Consider the following 21,257-nt stretch of genomic DNA (forward strand, 5'->3'; position numbering starts at 1 on the left):
TAATAAATTACCGATTTCAGTTGCAATGCCGGGTTTTTGCGTTATCATGCTTTTGTTATGATTTCGTATCAAAGTTAGCCTTGGCGTCTCTTGGGAGGTCGAACATGCATGTTCGGATGGTAACTGATTCAACAGGTAGGCGCAGCTTCATCGGCGGCTCGGATGCCCGCATCATCATGGGCGACGATGAGACCACCTTGATCCGGCTGTGGCGAGAGAAGCGTGGCGAGCTCGAGCCCGAGGACTTGGCGGACAACCTGATTGTCCAGCTCGGCACCGTGACCGAGCACCTCAACCGGCACTGGTACGAGCGGAATACCGGCCAGGTCGTGACCGAGGTGCAGCGCCAGGTGTTTCATCCGGTCAAGCGCTGGATGGCGGCCACCCTCGACGGCATAGTCGAGGGCACCGGCGCGGTATTCGAGGCCAAGTTCATGCTGCCATGGTCGTTCTCGGAAGAAGGGGCGGCCGAGAAGCATATGCCTCAGCTACAGCACAACATGTGGGTCACGGCTTCCCGAACTGCGGTGCTGTCGATCATTACCGGGGGCGGCAAATGGATGGAGATGACCATTCCGGCTGATCCGCTCTATCAGCATCTCCTGCTCACGGCCGAGAAGAAGTTCTGGCGCTGCGTCGAGACCGGCGAGACGCCACACCTGTTTGGCGTCGAGCCGCCACGGCCCCGGATCGAGGCGGTCCGGACCGTCGACATGAGCGGGTCAAACGCCTGGGCCGAGTTCGCAGGCCTTTATCAGGCGACCCGACAGGCAGCGTTGGACCACGAGCGATCAAAGTCAGAGTTGAAGGCCCTGGTGCCGGAGGATGCCAAGGAGGCCTCAGGTCACGGCGTCCGGGCCAAGCGCTCGAAGTCGGGAGCCATCAGCTTTGACGTTCTCAGAGAGGAACCTGGCCATGCAGCGGTCCAGCAATAAGATTGGCACGCTGGCGGCGGCGCTGGCGAAGGCCCAATCCGAGATCGCCAACCCGGAAAAGTCGCTCACCGCGACGATCGAGTCCCCGTTTCCGCGCGAGGGCCAGCGGACCTTTCGCTACGCCTCCTTGTCTGTGGGCCTCGACATCGTTCGCAAATGCCTCGGCCTGCATGAGATCGCGACCGTCCAGAGCACTGCAATCGACCGGGATAGCGGCCTGATCAGACTGACGACCACCCTGGTCCACGCCTCCGGCGAATGGGTGTCTTCGGACTGGCCGGTCTGTCCGGCCTCGGAGACGGCAGCTCCCCATCGGATGGGCGCGGCCCTGACCTATGCCCGGCGCTATGCCCTGTTCACCCTGGTCGGCATTGCCGGAGAGGACGATCTTGATGCGCCGGAGACCTTGCCGAGTCCTCGGTCCACCGAATTTCGCACCGCCGACAGCTCCAGGAGAAAACAGGACCGAAACGTTCTGCAACGTCCCCCAACATTGAGTCGAGACCAATCCGCCCAACTGAAGGATCAGATGCTGGGCGAGATCCTTTCCGTAGCCACCGAGAACGACCTTCTGACCTGGGCCCAAAATGGGCTTCTGCGTAAGAATGCTCTGTTGGAGGACGATGCCCGGTTGATCGAAACCGCGTATCAACAGAGGCTCGCAGAAGTCACCCTTTCCGCCGGCTTATTGGACGGCAGCATACAAGGAGAACCTTCAGCGCAGGGTATCGTGGAAGAGCCGGTGGCTCATCTGGCTTTCCCCAAGGAACCTGTCCGCAAGCGGAGCAAAGCACATCTCTCGTTCGTGCGAAGTCAGCCATGTCTAATCTGCAAACAAATGCCTTCAGACCCGCACCACCTGAAGTTCGCCCAAACAAAAGCCTTGGGGCACAAGGTCAGCGACGAGTTTACCGTGCCACTTTGCCGTACTCACCACCAAGATTTGCATCGCCACGGTAACGAGAAGGCCTGGTGGGCGAACATGCAGATCGCGCCGATGCCTATTGCCAAACGACTGTGGGACGCGAGCCAGACCGGCGGCCAAGGCGGAGCCGCAGTATTGGCAAACGCCGCACACACAACGACGTCCCCGGGACTCGCAACATGAACGCGCCCTTCAGTACCGCTCAACACCTAACAGGCTGCTGAAAAAGCTGATTGCAGGAGCGATTTTCTTGATCGGCGCGAGGATGCGGCGACTTCCGAGGTCTGAACGACGCCGTAGGCGGTGTCTCGGAGGCGATTTTGCTTCATTTTCGATGCTCCAGACAGACTCATGCCGTCGTTGCCAGAATTTTCGGGATGCGAACGAGGTTGTAGGCGGTCGCGGTCAATACGAAGAACCACTCGACCAATCCTCGGCCGCGATGGCGTGTCTTGCGCAGCCCGCCAACGGTCTTGATCCAGCCGAACGGCTCCTCGATCCGCTTGCGCTTGATCGTGCTGATGCGATAGCCGGGATGACGGGTGGTGCGCGCATCGATCGCCGAGCGGCGATTGGCATTGTTCTGGGAGACATGCGGGGTGCAGCCGCGCTCACGACAGCCTGCGACGAAGTCGGCAGTGTCGTAGTTCTTGTCACCGCCCACCGTGCTGCCAGGCTTGGCATTATCCTCGATCATGTCGAGCGCGGTGGTCCGCTCCGCGGTGCCGTTGGCCTCGGTCAGTCGCGCATCGACGATCAGCCCGTTGCGGTTCTCCGTCATCAGATGACCCATGTGACAGAGCTTGGCCTCCTTGCCGGCGCCTTTGCGGAACAGCCTGGCATCCGGGTCAGTGTTCGAAGAATGCGTGTCATTCTTGCGCTTCTCGCCATGGAAGTCGCGCTCGGCGTTGCGCCCGCCACTGCCCTTGGCCGCCGGCGGTCTGCCATCGCCATCCTTCGGCACAAAACTCTTCATGCTGGCCCAGGCCTCGATCAACGTGCCGTCGACGGAGAAGTGCTCGCTGGACAGCAGCTTGCTCACTTGCGGAAGGTTGAGAACGCTCGCGAAAAACTTCGCCGCGATATCACCGTCGAGCAGGCGGTCCCTGTTCTTGCAGAACACGGTCGCGTCCCACACCGTATCGTCCGCAGACAGGCCGACGAACCAGCGAAATAGCAGGTTGTAGTCGAGTTGCTCCATCAGCTGCCGTTCCGAGCGCACCGTGTAGAACGCCTGCAGCAGCAGCGCTCGCAACAGCCGCTCCGGCGGGATCGACGGCCGTCCTTCGCGCGCATACAGTCGATCGAACGATCGCGACAAATCCTTCAGCGCCGCGTCAACAAGCTCCCGGATCGCTCGCAGCGGATGGTCCGTAGGGATCCGTGTCTCCAGCCGCACGTAGCTGAAAAGGCGTTCCGCATGCTCATCTTCGCCGCGCATCCCGATCCTCAGTCGAAAGGAATCAACCACATGCACAGAATCACACTCCGATCGCCTCGCAAAACGACTTTTTCAGCAGCCTGCTAATACTATCCAACTTGCCGGCGGCGTCACTCTCGGTTCCGGCCCTTCTCCTGCCGGTGACTCACTCGGCTGATGCGCCAACCAATATCCCCCGACCTCGGCTGCGGCACCGTGCGCTGTTTAGATTGACGGTGAGTGTCCTACCTCTAATTATGCACCGTGCCAATTAGCCGGGACGGTGCCATGGAAAGGACCTTACTGCTAACAGTCTGTGCTGCGCTTGTTGTTTTCGGCATTTTCACGATCGCCGTTTCGTCTGGCTTTTTCATGCAATTGCTGGGAGCTATCGTGATGGCCTTGGGTGGCTCGGCCGCCTATCTGATTTTGTCTCATAGAAGTCCAGAGGCGCCCCGCAAATGAAAGACTGCGTCAGGTGGCCGGCTACTTCGATCTTGTCAGCGAACAGCTCCAGCGCCGGGAAGCTCACTACATCGTCCGACACGATGCGCGACGACCTTTCTCGCTAAGGTCTTATATGCCGCCGCCTTCTGTAGCCACTCCACCACCCTCCCGCCGATCGCTGGCCCGATGAGGTTCGGCTGTCGGACACAGGGATGTCACGGACGCCGCGTCGATCCTATTTCTTATTTTTATGGGTGGGGTTGGCACCGCCGCCTTGTGGCCGGGCCGAGCAAGATAGGCTTGGCCCACGCGTTGATGATGCCGCCTAGATTAGCGGTCCAAATACAAGGTACACCAAAAGAACGATCGCCGACGCTGTCGCGACGGTGTCCAAAACAACCCTATGGAGCGAACGTTGCATATCGCAACGATAGCATCTCAGGTAGAGCTGTCTGCCCGTTACATAGCACAAGTCTGGCCACTGACAAATCAATCAATCAGGCCTAACAAGGATCGCGAATCCGGCCGAGCCATCCAAGAGCTGTCTACGTCAACACAAGCAAGCAGGTCGGCGACGCCGATCATATCAAGGGCGAAAAGAAAGCCTCTTAGGCGATCGGGTACAGCGTCCAGCACAGCACATCAAAGCCCGCCCTAACCGGCGGGTTTTTTGACCCTGTTCGGGAGGCGCGCGTCATACTCATAGGCTCTCTCGGCCACCACTTTGCCTGATGTCTTGCTGCGCAAGATCAAGCGCCCTCGCAACCAAGGCGACCTCCTCCTCATGCGCAAAATGCGGCCCGTTCTTCTCCAACCGCGGACCGGCCGGCGCGAGCGGGGTGCTACCCTGCCGGGTGCCTTTGGCGCGGGGCCTGGAATCGCGAGGCCCCCACCCGATTGTGTGGGACAAGTCGGGCTACGAACATCGCGTGCGCAATCCCTTCCCTCGTGCGTCGCGAGCACGAAAACACGCTTGCGCTGATTGCGAAGACAATCGGTACGACTTTTGGTACGAGGCGCCGCCAAGTCGTTGTGATGACTCGGTCATGTACCGATTTACGAATTAGGGCGGACTGGGCTCTTCTTTCACCCATCCGCCAAGCGAGGCGACCTTACTCGTCCGCCAGCAGCATGAGACCCCAAGCCATCGCCACGGTGACCGGTACGATCAACAGAGAGGGGCGCCGACAAAGGCTCTCGGCCACTGAGCAGGCAGAGCCGCCTGACCATCCCTCGCTGTAAGCTAATCCTATGAAAATTAACGATAGTGTGGCGAGACACGCCGCCATGACAATCGCGGAAATACCAAGGCTACGCATTTTCCCAGTACTCAAGGTGCAACTGGAAAAATGTTCCAATGGAACCCAAGCCAAATTCTGTCGGAAAAGAGGGCTTAGTTCCATCGCCTTATGGTTACATGGTGACAGGAAGACATCAATGGTTGGGCTTGCCCTAAAATCGCCACCCAACGGAAGGGGGCGCATCTACCGTGAATTGGATATTTGCTAAAATCAAACTCGGGCACTGCCCATTCATCCGACGAATGGATTTCCTGATTGACCGGATTAGGCCAGCAAAGGACGTCGGAACTCCCACCGGAGCAGCACTGCCTGTACAGCCGCCGCTAGCTCTGTTTTCGCTAGTTGGCATTACAGAAAGGATGATCCGTGAATCGGACGCACTGCCGGATCCACTGCCCGTCGAACCCGGGCTAGGAACGGGTTCCGGAGGCAAAGAGGCTCTACGCCAATCACCGCTCATGGGTTTAATGGTACACTAAGCGAAGCCGCGGAAGAACCGGCGGTTCTTCTTACTTTCCCAAGAGCCTGTCGCAGGCGAAGCAAAGCGCATCTCTCCCTGCGAGGTCAGCCGTATCTGATCTGCAACAACGGCGTCAGACCCCACCCAACAGTTTGCCCAAGCGAACCTCGGGCTGCAGGGTTAGCGGCAAATTCACGGCGCCACTCTGACTTCACCACCTGCACGGCAACGAGAAGGCCTGATGGGCGAACCTGCAGATCGCACCATTACCTAATGAGCGGTGGGAAGCGAGCCCGTGCAATAGAATGCCCGCGAAAGTATCGGGCGACCTCAATCTCACTTTTGCAGTATGCCTGCGCGACAGCTCGCGTCGCTAACCTTGCTTTGCGCCGGAATCGGGATGCTGGCCACCCTTACTTTAATGTTATGAATGGAATAGTATTCTCTGGAAAGTGTCAGGATGATGATATGAGGAGACCAGCAGTTTTCTTTGATAGGGACGGAGTCCTGAATGAGGACTCGGGTTACGTGTTCGAGATCAGTAAACTGAGGTGGATAGATGGGGCACGCGAAGCGGTAAAGGCCGTCAATGATGCAGGATGCTTTGCATTCGTAGTGACAAACCAGTCGGGAGTGGCCAGGGGTCTTTATGAGGAAACTCACATTAAAGCACTGCATCAATGCATGGCCGACGACTTGGCCAAGATCGGAGCTCGCATAGACGCATTCGAATACTGCCCATTTCATCCTGAAGCATCGATTGAGCGATACCGTCGAGCAAGCTATCGACGCAAGCCTGCTCCGGGGATGATCAACGACCTCTTGGAACGTTTCCCTGTGGATGTCGGTCGGAGCATTCTCATAGGCGACAAGGCGACTGATCTAGAAGCCGCGCGGGCGTCGGGCATAAAAGGATATCTGTACGTAAGCGGCCACCTCGCCCGATTCGTAAAGCCGCTGTTGCCTCACATTAAGGCGAGACCAACTGAGTAAGGCGATCACGGTTGCAATCCTGTCCGATACCAAATAGACGCGCAACTCAGATCCGCTCTAGGGGGCGATGCATACCGCGCTGCCGTAGAGCACACGAACAGCCACTTTGCTGATTTTAGGAGACGTCATTGCATCCACAAGTTCCTAGCCGACGCGCGGCGCTGATCACGGGGGCGACCGGCCAGGACGGCGCCTATCTCGCCGAATATCTGCTTGGCCTCGGCTATGAAGTCCACGGCATTAAGCGGCGGTCGTCCTCGTTCAACACCGCGCGCATCGATCACCTCTACCAGGATCCGCATTCGCGCAACGTGCCGTTCCTGCTGCATTACGGCGACATGACCGACTCGACCAACCTGATCCGGCTGATGCAGCAGATCAGGCCGACCGAGATCTACAACCTCGCCGCCCAGAGCCATGTCGGCGTCAGCTTCGAAAGCCCGGAATACACCGCCAACGCCGACGCCATCGGCGTGCTGCGGCTGCTGGAAGCGATCCGCATTCTCGGCATGGAGAAGGAGACGCGGTTCTATCAGGCCTCAACATCGGAGCTCTACGGTCTGGTCCAGGAAGTGCCGCAGAAGGAGACCACGCCGTTCTATCCGCGCTCACCTTACGGCGTCGCCAAACTTTACGGCTACTGGATCACGGTGAACTACCGCGAGGCCTACGGCATGTTTGCCTCGAACGGCATCCTGTTCAACCACGAGAGCCCGATCCGCGGCGAGACGTTTGTCACCCGCAAGATCACCCGCAGCGTCGCCCGCATCGAGGTTGGCCTGGAAGAGGTGCTCTATCTCGGCAACCTCGACGCCAAGCGCGACTGGGGCCATGCCCGGGATTATATCGAGGGCATGCACAAAATCCTGCAGGCGGATGCCCCCGACGACTTCGTGCTGGCGACCGGCGAGACCCGTTCGGTGCGCGAGTTCGTCGAGGTGGCGTTTGCCGAAATCGGCCGCCGCATCGAGTGGCGCGGCCACGGCGTCGAGGAGACCGGCGTCGACGCAAAGTCCGGCAAGACCATTTTGCGCATCGACCCCGTCTACTTCCGGCCGACCGAGGTCGATCTTCTGGTCGGCGATGCCAGCAAGGCGCGGGACAAGCTCGGCTGGAAGCCCAGGACGTCGTTTGCCCAACTGGTCAGGGAAATGGTCGCGAGCGATCTCGCGGAAGCCCGGCGGGAGGTCGCCAATGGCAGGCCTGCCGTTTGAGCTGAAGGGCAAGAGCGTCTACGTCGCCGGCCATCGCGGCATGGTCGGCGCGGCGCTGCTGCGCCGGCTGGCACAGGAAAACGCCGAACTCTTGACCGCGACGCGCAGCGAGGTCGATCTGCGCGATCAGGCCGCCGTCAATGCGTGGTTTGCCGCCCAGCGTCCGCAGGTGGTGTTTCTGGCCGCAGCCAAGGTCGGCGGCATCGTCGCCAACGACACACTGCGCGCCGAGTTCCTCTACGACAATCTGGCGATCGCTTCGAACGTGATCCACGCGGCGCATGTCCATGGTGCCGAGAAGCTGATGTTCTTCGGCTCGTCCTGCATCTATCCGAAACTGGCGTCGCAGCCGCTGCGCGAGGATTGCATGCTGACGGGGTCGCTGGAACCGACCAACGAGCCCTATGCGATCGCCAAGATCGCCGGCATCAAGATGGTGGAGGCCTATCGCAGCCAGTACGGCGCCGACTTCATCAACGTGATGCCGACCAACCTCTATGGCAGCGGCGACAATTATCATCCCGAGTACAGCCACGTCGTCGCCGCGCTGATCCGCCGTTTTCACGAGGCAAAGCAATCCGGCGCGAGGGAAGTCGTGGTCTGGGGCACCGGCACGCCGCGGCGCGAATTCCTCTATGTTGACGACCTTGCGGATGCCTGCATTCACTTGATGAAGACCTATTCCAGCGATGGACTGGTCAATATCGGCACCGGCGAGGACATCACGATCGCCGAATTCGCCAGCGTGGTGGCGGCGACCGTGGGTTATACTGGCGAGATCGGCTTCGACAGCTCACGTCCGGACGGCACCCCGCGCAAGCTGTTGGACGTCAGCCGGCTGGCCAAACTCGGCTGGCGCGCCTCTACTTCGCTCGAGGATGGCATCAGGCTCACCTATCAGGCGTACTTGAGCCAATCCAACCGGCAAGGTGACGGCTCGTCACTCTCCTCGCCTTTGCGAGGAGCAAAGCGATAAATCCATTAGTTGCCTTGTTATGCCGCTCTCGAGATCACCATCAGCAAAACTCCACAAAAGGTAACGAAACAGCATAGTGGGCCAACCTTCATATCACGCCGATAGGAGTGGCAAACGGCTCCTCTGCTCCGACACATCGATAGGCTCGTACAGTCGCTTGCGGGGTACCATTGTATGGCAAAGCTCTTTTAGAATCTTGAAAAGCGGATGAGTGAGAAATGAAGGATGGCCGATTTGTTGTTTTGCTAACGGGTGCCAATGGTTTCGTCGGCCGAAACGTTGTGCCAGTACTAAAGTCAAACGGTATGATCGTCAGACAAGCCATGCGAAAGCCCTCGTCCGAGGCAAATACGGTTATCATCGATGCTGTTGGCCCTCACACCAATTGGCAAACGGCGCTTGTCGGTGTCGATGCAGTCGTGCACTTGGCAGCTCGAGTTCATCACCCTCGCGAGGAGGATGCAGCCGAGATCTATCGTTCCATCAACACGGAAGGAACACTGCACCTTGCCCGATCCGCCGCCAAAGCGGGGGTTAGCCAGTTCCTTTATTTGAGCACAGTCCTTGTTAATGGCAGCAGCACTGACGGTCGCCCTCCGTTTCGAGAGGACGACCGTTTGGCGCCCCGCGGAGTCTACGGAATGTCGAAGGCTGTCGCAGAGGCCGGCCTTGAAGCAATGGTGAAAGATACCGACATGAATATCACGGTGGTTCGGCCCCCACTGATTTATGGTGCAGGGGCGCTCGGCAATTTCAGACTACTGGCAACGGCAGTCGACCGCGGCATCCCACTGCCATTCGGCTCAATCCATAATCGGCGCGTCTTTCTAGGCGTCGCAAATCTTGCCTCATTCATCGTGCACCGACTTACCCATCAGCAGGACAAGTTCGACATCTTTTTAGTGGCCGATGAGGAGCAAGTCTCAACACCCGAATTTGTTCGGCGGATCGCAACGACTTTGGGCAAGAAGGCGCGTATTGTGCCTTTGCCATTGTTTGCGCTGAAAGCAGTGCTCAGGATCAGCGGTCGTTCTGAGACCTATGATAGCGTAGCCGGATCGCTGGAGGTCGACACGTCCAAAGCTCTGAAGACCGGCTGGCGGCCACAGGTCAGCCTTGACGAAGGTTTGCGGAGCGCTCTGATTGCGGCAACTTAATTCCGGCACAATGACCTTTTTCAGCGGGAGGCAAACGATAGTAAGCGCTTAGCCGCAACCCTATTGATGCTGGCTTGACGTTTTGCGGAACCGCCATGGCATGAGGTCGTCGATTTCGCTTTGGGGATGGCCGGCAATGATCGCCGTGAGCGTTTCGGCGATGTAGGCGACCGGGTTGACGTCGTTGAGCTTACAGGTCGCCACGATGGATGCGAGCAAGGCCCAATTTTTGGCTCCGACCTCATGACCGGCGAAGAGCGCGTTTTTTCTGGTCAAGCAGATTGGCCGGATCGCGTTTTCAACCGGATTGGTGTCGAGCTCGAGACGCCCGTCATCGAGGAAGCGCGTCAGCCCCTGCCAATGATTGAGCGCGTAGCGGATGTCATCAGCGAGCGTCGAGCCGCTGGAGATCATCGACAGCTGTTTCTCGAACCACGGCTTCAACGCCTCGACGAGCGGCAGCGAGTGTTCCTTGCGCGCGGCCAGCCTGATAACCGGCGATGAACCGCGTACCATGGCTTCGATGGCGTAGAGCTGTGCGATCTGCCGGACGGCGGCCTCGGCGATCGGCGATTTACTGTTGCGGGCCAATTTGACGAAGCGCCGGCGCAAATGGCTCCAGCAATGTACGAGCGTCCACGGCCCTTGCGGTCGGGCAACTTCGATCAGCCGATCATAACCGTCATAGGCATCGCATTGCAGGAAGCGTCCGTTGAAGCTGTCCAGGAACTGCTCAGCGAAGGCGCCGCTGCGACCGGGGGCATATCGGAACAGCACGATCGGCGGACTTGGGCCGCTATGGCCGCGGTCGTCGGAGACGATCGCCCAGAAGTAGCCCTTCTTCGTTTGACCACGCCCGGGATCGAGCACCGGCGCCGTGGTTTCATCCATGAACAGGCGATCCGCCGCTGCCAGATGGCGGCGCATGTGGTCGGCAACGGGCTGCAGATGGAAGCAGGCGCGGCCTGACCAATTGCCCAGTGTCGCTCGATCAAGCCGGATTCCCTGGCGCGCATAGATCTCGGCCTGACGGTAAAACGGCGTATGGTCGCCAAACTTGGAGACGATCACCTGCGCAATCGCCGCTTCGGTCGGTAGTCCGCCAGGCACGACATGCTCCGGCGCGTGCGCCTGCACGACAGGGCCGGAGCAGCGGCGGCAGATGTATTTCGGGCGGCGCGTGACCAGCACGCGCCATTGTGCCGGGATCACGTCAAGGCGCTTGCTGACGTCCTCGCCGATCTTCGTCATCGCGCCGCAGCCGCACGGACAGAACGTGCTCGCAGGCTCAAGGATCCGCTCCACCCGCGGCAAATGGGCAGGCAAGCAGCCCCGGTTGCGATGACGGTCCTGATCCGATCCAGCACGCGATCGGCCCCTGATGACCGCCGCAGCCTTCTCCTGTGCCGCGTCCAGGACGCCTTGCGCGATCTCCACGTCTTCGAGCGGCAAATGATATTGATCTGGCCGCAGCTTCTCGGACTTCGCTCCGAACTTCTCTCGGCGTAGTTCCCCGAGAATGACCTCCAACCGGCGCCGCGCTTCTTCCGACGTTGCCAGCGCCGCTTGATGTTCGCTCAATGCTGCCTGCGTTTGCGCTAAAAGCGCCTTCAGGCGTTCATTCTCGTCGCGAAGCGTCGCGGTGCTCATGCGCCATGTCGAGCACATCTGCGCCGCCGGCGCCATGCCCAACTCGGTACAGAGTCATTCTGCCGCACTTATCCAGCGACCTGTGGACGCCGCGCTTCCTCCGGGCGGACCAACCGCCAATCCAGGCCCTCGAACAGCGCGGCGAACATCGCCGGCGATATCCGCATCACGCCGTTCGCCATCTTTGGCCACACGAACTTGCAACCCTCGAGACGTTTGTGCACCGTAAGCGGCAAGGAAACCCCGTCTGGCGGAGTGGGTAAGCGATCGGCTATCGGCTGCTGAGTTTGTGAGCCGATGTGAGCTTCTATGTCTGCGCCTAGTTCTGGAACTAGAACCTTCCATATGATCGAAGCGGTCGCCGACCGTCTTGAGGGAGCGCCGCGGCAGCTTCGCCGACGCTGGTCGGACGAGTTCAAAGCGCAAGTTGTGACAGAGGCGCTGGAGCCTGGCGCGAGCGTCTCGGCGATCGCCCGCCGGATCGGCATTCACCCGTCGCAGCTGTTCGCCTGGCGCCGTGATGCTCGGGCCGAGCGGCATTATCGCTCGCGGCACTCGAGTTGCGAGGGTGTGGTGGCGTCTGTGGCAGGCACAGTGATTGAGATTGCCATTGGCGAGGTGGTCGTGCGTGCCGGCGTGGACGTCGACGAGGCGCACTTGCAGCGGGTGATCCGGGCGGTGCGTTCGGCATGATTCCCTCGGGTGTGAAGGTGTTCCTCGCCAGCCATCCAGTCGACTTCCGCAAGGGTATCGATGGCCTTGTTGCGCTTGTGCGCGATGCGGGCTCAGATCCGTTCTTATGTGTCGGACGAGATTATGTGGCGGAGGCGCCCTAACGCCAGCCAGGGCCGGCCACGGCTAGATTCATCCGCCACATAATATTTTGTGTCCCTCGTGCGGACGCGGGATCCCCCTGCGCCGTAACGCCGGAGGGGCACAATGCTCGAGTTCTATTTTTCGTACGGCGGGGTGCTTAAACGCCTTCGTGACGGGGCGCTCGGCGCCGAGATGGATCGCATCGCGGGGCACTTTTTCTCGCTCGGTTACAAGCAAGCATCCGCCAAGCTTTATCTGAGCCGGATCGCGCGGTTCGGCCGTTTTGCTGCAGCACATTGCGGTTCACGGCCGATCGGCGAAGCTATCGTCGATAGCTATTTATGCACATTCAGCACGGACTCACCGCGGATTGCGGCAATGTCCGCGCTTCAACACGCGCGGCGGGTGGCGCCCGAACGATTCATTGTGTCGGCGCCCGGTGTAGTCAATGATCCGGACGCTCCGCTTCTGAGCTCCTTTTCGGATTATCTAAGCAGGGTACGAGGCCTTGAGCCAAGGTCCCGCGATGGCGTTCTCTTGGGCGCGCGGCGCTTTCTGGATTGGCTCCGCCATCGCCATCCTGGCCAAGACCTCGAGGCGTTGACGGCAGAGCATGTCCTTGCCGCTGTCGAGTATCGGCTGTCGCTCTCGGCGACCTCCGGCACTCGCACGGCGGCGATCTCTCACATCCGAACGTTTCTCCGCTTTCTGCATTGGGGTGGCCACCACGAGCAGGATCTGGCCCCCGTCGTTCCAAGAACGCCATATTGGAGACTGGCCCATTTACCGCCCCGGCTTTCGTGGGATGATGTTCGCCGCGCCATCGATGCGATCGGCACGGCGACGCCGATCGACCTTCGCGATCGAGCTGTCCTGCTGCTGCTCGCCACCACAGGCATTCGCAACGGCGAGTTGCGCGCTCTTCAGCTCCAGGATATCGACTGGCGAGCTGGCGAGGTTTTTGTCCGACGCACCAAGAGCAAGCGTGACCGAGTGGCCCCGCTCCTCGAGGAGGCCGGTGGCGCACTCGCCGAGTACATCCTGCGGGTTCGACCGAAGGTCGATAGTCCGTATCTGTTCCTGTCTTTCACGCCGCCCGTGGGACCGTTCAAGTACGCGCCGTCTGTTTCGAGGATCGTGCGGAAGCGGTTGCAGCATGGCGGGATCGAGCTCGGTCGCGTCGCAGGCGCGCATCTCCTGCGCCACAGTCTAGCCACCCAGCTCGTCGGGCGACGAAGGCCGATTAATGAGGTCGCCGATCTTCTCGGGCACCGAAGCATCAACACAACGGCGCTGTACGTGAAGGTCGCGGTTTCGCAGCTCGCTGAGGTCGCGCTCCCCTTTCCGGGAGGTGCCGCATGAGCGCCTTCGCCGCATTCCTCGGCGAGAAGGTCGAGCGTTACATCGAGCTGCGCCGCTCCCTCGGCTACGCCTTCAACAAGCAAGCCGGCACGCTGCGGGCTTTTGTTCGCTACGTCGAGCGCTGTCAGCTGGATGCGCCCGCCAACCGGACGATGGCGCTGGACTTCGTCCTGTCGTTTAGCGGCGCCGCCGACAGTCGGGCCGTTCGTCACGGCGTGCTTCGCCGATTCTACGAGTACCTGGCCATCTACGCGCCCCGGACCGAGGCCTTGGAGCGCAGAGCCTTCCCTAGGTCCAGGGCGATTCCGCCGCCGCGCATCCTAAGCGAGGCTGAGCTGGCGTCGCTAATCGACGCATGCAGCTTCATTTCGCCAAGGATCCCTCTCAGGGGCCGCACGATGGCAACGCTGATCGGATTGTTGGCCAGCACGGGGCTACGATCCGGCGAAGTGGTCAAGCTTGATCGCGGCGACGTCGATCTGACCAACGGGGTCGTCCTCGTCCGTAAGACCAAGTTCCGTAAAGACCGCGTGGTTCCTGTTCATCCAACGACCCTGGCAGCCCTTCGTCGATATGCCCGCGAGCGCGACAACGTGTTTTCCAGTCCGAAGGACGAGGCCTTCTTCCTCAGCTCACGAGGCTGCCGTCTGTCGGCGACCGGCCTGCAAAGCAACTTCGCTAAAGCCCGCAAGCTCGCGGGTCTTGATGATGGTAAGCCCTTGCGACCGCACGATCTCCGGCACCGGTTCGCGGTGACCAGGCTCAGGCTGTGGCACCAACAGCGCGCAGACGTCCAAGCGCTGCTGCCTTTACTCGCCACCTACCTCGGCCACGCCAGCTATACCGACACGGCCTACTACCTCACCGGCTCGTCGGATCTCCTCGCCATCGCGGCTGAGCGCGCCTTCCTCGACGGGGGCGCGGCATGAGCGAGCACCTCCTACTAGCGCCGCTCCTGGAGTCGTACTTTCGTCGCCGGTTGACCAAGCAGCGCAACGCCACCTCCGCGACCTTGGCCAGCTATCGCGACGCCTTGCGCATGCTGATCCTCTTTGCCGCCGCCCGTTTGGGGAGGAAGCCGGCGGCGCTGGCCCTTGAGGATCTCGATCGCGACCTTGTTCTCGCCTTTCTCGACGAGCTCGAGGAGAAGCGGAACAACTCCGTCGCAACGCGCAACGCCCGACTAGCCGCGATCCGATCCTTCTTCCATCACGTCGCCGCCGCCGATCCGGCCTCGTTCGGCGTCGCCCAACGGGTTCTGACGATCCCCACCAAACGGGCCCACATCGAGGTGACGCACCACCTCACCAACGCCGAGGTGGAGGCCATCATCGCAGCCCCTGATCAGACGACGCCCCGCGGCCGGCGCGACCGGGCCTTTCTGCTCTTCTTGGCGAGAACCGGCGCCCGCGTGTCCGAAGCGACCGGCGTCAACGCGAACGACCTTCAATTGGAGCGAGGACGCCCGCAGGTGCTGCTTCACGGCAAGGGACGCCGAGATCGCGTCGTTCCCATTCCTCAGGATTTGGTGCGATCGCTGACCGACCTATTGAGCGAACGCGGCCTCGCCCATCATGAACCGCGGCCAATCTTCGTCGGGGTCCACAACGAGCGCCTGACGCGTTTCGGCGCGACACATATCGTGCGGCGTGCCGCCTCCCAGGCCGGGTCCACGAGGCCAAGCTTAGAGAGCAAGCCGATATCGCCGCACATCTTCCGGCATTCCCTCGCCATGAAGCTTCTCCGGTCAGGCGTGGACCTCCTGACAATCCAGGCTTGGCTTGGCCATGCTCAGGTCGCCACAACCCACCGATACGCCGCTGCGGATGTCGAGATGATGCGGCGTGGACTCGAGAAGGCGGGCGTTGCAGGCGACCGCAGCGCGCGCTTCCGGCCGAACGACGCTGTCCTGCAACTCCTGGACAGCATCTGATCATTATGTGGCGGAGAAATCTGGGCGTAGCCGGTCCTGGCTGGCGTTAGGGTGCCTCCGCCACATAATCTCGTCCGACACATAAGAACGGATCGAGACCAAGCATCTCCCTGCACCTTCGCAGCAAGCCCATCGTGCCCACAGCGGAAGTCGACGGGCCGCGTCGCGATGTAAATCTTTAGCTCGGCGCCGGGGACAATCATCGCGACGCCCGCACCGCGCGAATCACTCGAGATAGCTGCTCCCCATCTATCGCCGCGTCCGTCCGCACGACGACGTCGCCAATCGCAATCTCGAGCTTGACTGTCGGAACGTGACGCTCCTCAAACGGCCCCTCCACGACCAGCGGCGCGAACGGCGGCTGCGGAGCCTCGCACGACGGCAATTCGCCGCGCTGTTGGAAGCGTCGTCGCCAATCGTAAATTTGCCAGCGCGTCGCCCCGTGCTTGCGGGCCACCTCCGCTACCTGAGCGCCGGGCAGCAGACTTTCGGCGACGATCCGAGCCCGCTCGGCCTCTGAACGCACGCGACGCCCGGACGGTCCCTCAAGCACCTCAAGCCGACTGACTGCTCCAGACCCAACTGATGAGCTGTCCAAATGGGCGCCTTTTTTGCCGTCCAATCCCATCCCAAACCTCCGTTCAAGCCGGAGGCTTCTTCGCACATCTAATCCAACCCCGAAGCCAGGGTATTGGCTGAGCGCTTACAAACGATATTAAGTCGTCGGCCGATAACGCTGCGTTGCACGCTGGACTGTACCCACGAAGTGCGAGGCAAACGCAGCCACGCGAGCGCTGACATCGGGCAACAGATTTCTGATCAATGCAGGTTCAGGATTCTGAGATACCTTCGCGAGATGATTGGCGAGTGATAAAGGGTCGTCGATGCCGAAATAGCTTGCCTTCCCATCTGTCTGCTCGCGATGTACGTCAATGTTCGACAAGATCATTGGTACGCCAAACGACTTTGCCTCCTCCACTGTCGTACTCCAGCCTTCGAAGCGCGACGGATTGATCAGGGCGGTAGCAGCGCGCAGCAGAGCGTAGACATGAGGCAGCGGAACCATTCCAAGATAACGGAAGTTCTTTTCAAGCCCGCGCCCGACGACCTGGCTCATGATCATGTCAAAATACTGGGGTTCTCGAGCGTCATGCTTGCTGCCGGAGGCCGCGACGACAACATCGTCTCCGCGGTTCACCAGGATTGCCAACGCGTCGACCACGACTTGATGGTTTTTATGCCGCCAAAACTGATTAGGCAGATAGAAAAATTTTAGCGGCAATCCGTAGTGCTCGATGACGTCAGACGGATTTGCGGTCAGAAGATCGGGCGGCGGCTGCGTCGCAAACCTCACGACAGAGGTACGATGAGCTACTCCCGGATAAAGCTTTTGGCAGTCGCGAAGCGCGCTCTTACTGCTGAGCATGATGGTGCGGCCCGATGCGATTTGCACGCGAAAACCGAACTCGCGTTGCCATCGCGCGGCTGGCGAAAAAAGCTGCGGCAGTCGTCGATGCTGAAAGTCCGGAAACCAGGCCACCGCGGGGTATGGCAGACGCCAACCAAAGAACCGGGCAGATTCGAAAACAACGTCGACCTTCCGTTCCCGGAATTCAGCTACCGCCGCATAGTCAAGCCCGAGTGAAAGGGCTGCAGCGAAACCGGCGCGGCGTCGGTCGAAAGCTGCGGATTGCGAGATCTCGACGCCTGGGATGCGCGCAAGAGCCTCGAGATCGGCGGCATCGTCCTGCTCGCCTGCGAAAACAACCGGCGCAATCTCGCCTTGGCGGTAACGGTTCAGGGCCGCAAACAAGTTGCTTTGGTAGTTATATCCACCGGCCCAAAGCCGCCGAGGAATAATGGTGAATGCAACGCGAAAGGGGCCGCGAGCGGTCAACGAGCCTGTTCCTTGAACCACGGCACGTACTCGGCAAGCCCCCGGTCGAGCGGAATTTGGCAGGCAAAGGGTAGCTCGCGCAGCTTGGCGTCGTCCGCAAGCAAACTAAACGGGTCTCCGGGTCGAACTATACCGGAAAAACGCACTGCGATATCGCCACCCCAGTTCTTCACGAGCATGCCAATAATATCGGCGACGGTCGTTCCGAGACCGGAGCCGCCGTTGACTATCTGATAGCTTTCTCGCTGCGGCACCTCGGCGATCTTTGCAAACAGCCGCGCCGCATCGCGGACATCTATCCAGTCACGCACTTCGGCTCCGGTTCCGCCCAGAACAAGGGTCTGTTCGCCCCTCTGCAACCGGGAACACATGTCCCACAGCAATTGCTTGCGCAAATGGGGGCCGTAGACCGAGAACAATCGCGCAACCGTACTGCGTAATCCGAAAGTGATGGCGTAACTTCTGCACAACTGTTCCATCATTAGCTTGTGCTGCCCGTAGGGGGACATCGGAATCGGCTCGGCATCCTCGGAGATAGGTCCGTTGTACCGGGCGCCATAGACCGCCGCGCTGGACGCAACAATCAGGCGGCAATCCGATGCGGAGCCGCGGAGCCATTCCAACAATCGGGCCGTACTGGAAACGGTACGCGAAAAATCTTCATATGGCTGGGCGATCGACAATCCGACCGACGATCCGCCGGCCAGATGAAAGATCGTCGATGGCGTTCCCGACCGGCTTGCGAGCGCGTTGAGGTTGGCCGCGTCAATCTCGCCGTTTAGCCACTCCCTCAAGCCGATGCGTTCCCGGTCAGCATTTTCGATCGCGCCATGGCCAATGCCATGGACGGCATGACCTTGATCCGCCAGCACCCGAACGAGGTGCCGACCGATGAAACCATTGGCCCCGGTGACCCACATGGTCATGGTCGCGCCTTGCGGCAGACAAACGAATAGAGCCGCCCCGGCCGATTATCGAAATGCTCGGCCAACCAGAGCAGCGATGTGAAGACGCGTTTGCGACCGAGTGCGACGCGCCACAGGGGCCCTGCCGGAATTTTTTGAGAGAGTTTTTCCACGACGGCGGTGCGCAGACTATCGGTCGTGTACGGGAACAGATTGATCGGACTTTTTAGCGGACGAAGAACGTCGACAGTATCAAAACCCGCATCATTGAGCGCGCTTGTATACTGGTCGAGAAGAAATGCATGCTCGCCGCCATAGAGATGGTGCAGCGGATGCTGATCGAGGAACTGCCCGAGATCAGCTTCCTTGCTGATCACATGTTCGCGCGCGGCGATGAAAATTCCATTCGGGCGCAGCACACGAAACATTTCGCGGCATGCACTATCCAGATCTCGGGTATGGTGCAGCACGGCCCGCGCAAACACGATATCGAACGTATCATCGGCAAATGGCAAGCGTTCGGAAAATTCCTCGACAACCTTGATCGGCAGTCTGGCCTCGGCTGCGAGTGCCCGAATCGCCGAAGCTCCAACGATGGCGCTGGGATCAGGTTCGAGCGCAGTAACCGCAAATCCTTCGCGTGCGAGCGCATAGCTTGCAATGCCGCGTCCGGCACCCACGTCGAGTGCCGTGCCGGTCCGTCCCTGCAGAAGCTGTGAAACCGCCTGCCATTCGTCGCTGCAGAAATAACGTTCCGCAGCGGCGATCAGAGGGTCATCGTAAAAAGCGTCGAGCACAAGCTGCCGCTGGCTCGGCTGGTTGCGAAGCCAGATCACAGCGTTTTCCCAGGACAGTGTTTTTGGATCCATCTCCATCCCAACGCCTTGACCGCAATTTTGGTGGCTCGCGCAAGAAAGTTTAAACGGGGAACTATTCGCTAAGCAACGAGACGCAAACAAGCAATGGCTCTCGACGACGCCGCGCGATCATTGCCCCTACCTTGTCCACTGTGTACGTCAAAAACAACGGCGTCCTTGACACCCTCTGCGTCTGAACGTTGCCAACCGTCCTGCGAATAGCGAAAATATTCGATTTCATAGGAGGTCGGCCCGAATGCGTCTACCAGTTGCTTCACCATTGAGTCATCGAATACCTGATACCAACCTAGGTTTTGACGCGAGCCAAACGGAAAGGAGACGTAACACGTTCCCCCAGGCTTTAGTATCCGCCGGAATTCTCGGGCGGCAGCGAGAAAACCTGTTTCGTCGCGCTCGGCGCATTGCTGATCTGATGTATAGAGCAGCGTATTATCGAGCCCGATATGTTCGATCGTTGAAATGCAAATTACGATATCAAACGTTTGGTTGTTGAAAAACGTTTCCCTCAAATCTCCATACACATAAGAAACACCATCGTACCATTGGCAGTATTTCTCCGGCGCCAAGGTCATAATGGTGAGATCGCAGCCTTTCAATGGCGCCCTGTTAAGAATAAAATCGTGATTCAGGATCGATCCGGCGTCGAGCACCCGAGGCCTTCCTTTTCCTATCTCGGACAGATGACCAAAAAGCCACGGGTATTCGACAACCCGTTCATCAATTGCAACCCCGAACCCTGCCGCCAGGTTCGTTCCCCTTGTAACGGCGCGCTGATCTATCGCCGCCTCAATAGCCCGTCTTTTGCTTGTGTGATAACCGGCACTCCAGGGAAGCCGGCCGCGCAGCCAATACAATGGCAACGCCGCCGCGTCGATAGCGGATTTGATCTTGAACGCGATCGCGCCGGTATGCATGCCGTTCTTTCTAGATCAGAGAAACAATTTCAACGAAACGCTGCCACTGCAAAGTCTTGTTATAGAGATCACCCACCATTTTCCTTCCTCGCGCGGCAACAAGATTTGCATCTTCTTTGTTTGATAAGATGTGACGAGCCAGATTGACTGCTTCATCCGGACTTTTGTAGGTGAACATCGTCTCGCCATCCTTCATCCCTTCAGGATAAATCCCATGGTCAGAGAGCAGCAAAGAACCACAGCCCATAGCTTCGAAGCATCGCATATTGCCCTTGTCATCGCCCGCCATGTCTATCGCGCCATTGAGCACAATCTGCGCGCTGCCGATTAATTGATACAAATCTCGACCAAACACCGGAGCCCTGGCAATTTCTTTAATGGCTTTCGGACGGCGCAGGTCTCGAAGCTGCGGAAAAAGCAGCCCAGGAATGCTTTCCGCAAGTCGTGTCATCCGGGAGGCATCCAAACAGTACACCACGTTCCAGTCCGGGCTTAGACCTGCGATAGACTGCAGAACCTTGACGCGGGTTGAGTGGTGCCGCGAGTAGCCGCCAACGAACAGAATATCTATCGTTTTTTCAGCATCTCCGTATCCCTCCATCTCAGGGTCCACGGCCGGATAGAAATATCCAACTTTACAGCCTTTGCGCCGCCAGTCCTCCAGAATTGAAGGAAAGTTACAGACAACCATACCGTAAGCTGAGAGGTCTGCGCCGCCTGACGGAGCTGCACGCCAACAGATTGTTTTCTTTACACAGCCCGGAAGCCGTCGGACGAATGAACTGTCATATCGCGTTGGATCGGTGTTGTAGAAAATTTCTGTGCGATGGTCTTCGATCTGCGCAAGCAAGATATCGGCAAGACTCTTCCGGCGCAAGTTGTGCTCTCGCGCCCACGCCAGCTGTAATATTCTGTCATCACCGTTCGTGAAGAATGTTTCACTGTCGCCATCCAATACGGGTTTTAGACAGTGCAGAGCCCCAAATCGATCATTTATGAGCTGTCGTCTCCGTCCCCCAAAGCTGCCGTCGTTTGCCGACAACTCGTTCAGCCGATGGAGGTATGAACTGTGAA

At 59.5% G+C, this 21,257-nt stretch carries 19 protein-coding genes and 1 pseudogene; 11 read left to right on the top strand and 9 right to left on the bottom strand.

Going from position 1 to position 21,257, the window contains the following annotated elements; all coding sequences use genetic code 11:
• Positions 1–104: 104 nt before the first annotated feature.
• Positions 105–935, top strand: a complete 831-nt coding sequence (locus ACH79_RS41350; RefSeq protein WP_161855888.1) for a YqaJ viral recombinase family protein — start codon at positions 105–107, stop codon at positions 933–935.
• The gene (locus tag ACH79_RS41355) at positions 916–2,043 is read left to right on the top strand and encodes an ERF family protein (protein WP_161855889.1); all 1,128 of its coding nucleotides are present in this window, start codon (positions 916–918) and stop codon (positions 2,041–2,043) included. The genes ACH79_RS41350 and ACH79_RS41355 overlap by 20 nt, the downstream gene beginning before the upstream one ends.
• A gap of 166 nt (positions 2,044–2,209) precedes the next feature.
• Here ACH79_RS41355 and ACH79_RS41360 read toward each other — a convergent pair whose 3' ends face one another.
• On the bottom strand, positions 2,210–3,301 hold the full coding sequence (locus ACH79_RS41360; protein ID WP_161853322.1) for an IS5 family transposase: 1,092 nt from the start codon (positions 3,299–3,301) through the stop codon (positions 2,210–2,212).
• 2,655 nt (positions 3,302–5,956) lie between these two features.
• Here ACH79_RS41360 and ACH79_RS41365 point away from each other — a divergent pair.
• From ACH79_RS41365 to ACH79_RS41380, 4 genes are all read left to right on the top strand, one after another.
• Complete coding sequence (locus ACH79_RS41365) at positions 5,957–6,481, top strand: HAD-IIIA family hydrolase (RefSeq protein ID WP_161855890.1); 525 nt, start codon at positions 5,957–5,959, stop codon at positions 6,479–6,481.
• A 128-nt stretch (positions 6,482–6,609) separates the two neighbouring features.
• Complete coding sequence (gmd, locus tag ACH79_RS41370; protein ID WP_161855891.1) at positions 6,610–7,695, top strand: GDP-mannose 4,6-dehydratase; 1,086 nt, start codon at positions 6,610–6,612, stop codon at positions 7,693–7,695.
• Entirely contained in the window at positions 7,676–8,671 is a 996-nt protein-coding gene (locus ACH79_RS41375; RefSeq protein WP_161855892.1) for a GDP-L-fucose synthase, read from the top strand. The genes gmd and ACH79_RS41375 overlap by 20 nt, the downstream gene beginning before the upstream one ends.
• Positions 8,672–8,889: 218 nt before the next feature.
• A complete protein-coding gene (locus ACH79_RS41380; protein WP_161855893.1) occupies positions 8,890–9,828 on the top strand; it encodes an NAD-dependent epimerase/dehydratase family protein in 939 nt (312 codons plus the stop codon).
• A gap of 60 nt (positions 9,829–9,888) precedes the next feature.
• On the opposite strand, the gene ACH79_RS41385 is transcribed toward ACH79_RS41380, so the two are convergent.
• Complete coding sequence (locus tag ACH79_RS41385) at positions 9,889–11,514, bottom strand: IS66 family transposase (protein ID WP_371419338.1); 1,626 nt, start codon at positions 11,512–11,514, stop codon at positions 9,889–9,891.
• Positions 11,515–11,546: 32 nt separating this feature from the next.
• Positions 11,547–11,660 carry a hypothetical protein gene (locus tag ACH79_RS45400; RefSeq protein WP_371419494.1) on the bottom strand — a complete coding sequence of 38 codons (114 nt, stop codon included), beginning with the start codon at positions 11,658–11,660 and terminating at the stop codon, positions 11,547–11,549.
• A gap of 163 nt (positions 11,661–11,823) precedes the next feature.
• Here ACH79_RS45400 and ACH79_RS45405 point away from each other — a divergent pair.
• The 5 genes and pseudogenes from ACH79_RS45405 to ACH79_RS41415 all read left to right on the top strand — a co-directional run.
• Positions 11,824–11,997: pseudogene (locus tag ACH79_RS45405) on the top strand (transposase); the annotation flags it as partial.
• A 170-nt stretch (positions 11,998–12,167) separates the two neighbouring features.
• Entirely contained in the window at positions 12,168–12,314 is a 147-nt protein-coding gene (gene tnpB / locus ACH79_RS45410) for an IS66 family insertion sequence element accessory protein TnpB (protein WP_057019331.1), read from the top strand.
• Positions 12,315–12,417: 103 nt separating this feature from the next.
• On the top strand, positions 12,418–13,656 hold the full coding sequence (locus ACH79_RS41405) for a site-specific integrase (protein WP_161855895.1): 1,239 nt from the start codon (positions 12,418–12,420) through the stop codon (positions 13,654–13,656).
• The gene (locus ACH79_RS41410) at positions 13,653–14,585 is read left to right on the top strand and encodes a tyrosine-type recombinase/integrase (RefSeq protein ID WP_161855896.1); all 933 of its coding nucleotides are present in this window, start codon (positions 13,653–13,655) and stop codon (positions 14,583–14,585) included. Before ACH79_RS41405 ends, ACH79_RS41410 begins: the two co-directional genes overlap by 4 nt.
• A gap of 50 nt (positions 14,586–14,635) precedes the next feature.
• A complete protein-coding gene (locus ACH79_RS41415) occupies positions 14,636–15,589 on the top strand; it encodes a tyrosine-type recombinase/integrase (protein WP_246738339.1) in 954 nt (317 codons plus the stop codon).
• 199 nt (positions 15,590–15,788) lie between these two features.
• Here ACH79_RS41415 and ACH79_RS41420 read toward each other — a convergent pair whose 3' ends face one another.
• The 6 genes from ACH79_RS41420 to ACH79_RS41445 form a co-directional block, all read right to left on the bottom strand.
• Positions 15,789–16,217 carry a transposase gene (locus tag ACH79_RS41420; protein ID WP_161855898.1) on the bottom strand — a complete coding sequence of 143 codons (429 nt, stop codon included), beginning with the start codon at positions 16,215–16,217 and terminating at the stop codon, positions 15,789–15,791.
• A gap of 87 nt (positions 16,218–16,304) precedes the next feature.
• Positions 16,305–17,486: a glycosyltransferase family 1 protein gene (locus tag ACH79_RS41425; protein WP_161855899.1), complete on the bottom strand. Its 1,182-nt coding sequence runs from the start codon at positions 17,484–17,486 to the stop codon at positions 16,305–16,307.
• The gene (locus ACH79_RS41430; protein ID WP_161855900.1) at positions 17,483–18,412 is read right to left on the bottom strand and encodes an NAD(P)-dependent oxidoreductase; all 930 of its coding nucleotides are present in this window, start codon (positions 18,410–18,412) and stop codon (positions 17,483–17,485) included. Before ACH79_RS41430 ends, ACH79_RS41425 begins: the two co-directional genes overlap by 4 nt.
• Positions 18,409–19,266, bottom strand: a complete 858-nt coding sequence (locus tag ACH79_RS41435) for a class I SAM-dependent methyltransferase (protein ID WP_371419339.1) — start codon at positions 19,264–19,266, stop codon at positions 18,409–18,411. Before ACH79_RS41435 ends, ACH79_RS41430 begins: the two co-directional genes overlap by 4 nt.
• A gap of 62 nt (positions 19,267–19,328) precedes the next feature.
• Positions 19,329–20,183: a class I SAM-dependent methyltransferase gene (locus tag ACH79_RS41440; protein ID WP_161855901.1), complete on the bottom strand. Its 855-nt coding sequence runs from the start codon at positions 20,181–20,183 to the stop codon at positions 19,329–19,331.
• 10 nt (positions 20,184–20,193) lie between these two features.
• The gene (locus ACH79_RS41445) at positions 20,194–21,138 is read right to left on the bottom strand and encodes a glycosyltransferase (protein WP_246738340.1); all 945 of its coding nucleotides are present in this window, start codon (positions 21,136–21,138) and stop codon (positions 20,194–20,196) included.
• Positions 21,139–21,257 lie beyond the last annotated feature (119 nt).

The sequence above is a fragment of the Bradyrhizobium sp. CCBAU 051011 genome (assembly GCF_009930815.1).
In the GTDB taxonomy this organism is placed as follows: domain Bacteria; phylum Pseudomonadota; class Alphaproteobacteria; order Rhizobiales; family Xanthobacteraceae; genus Bradyrhizobium.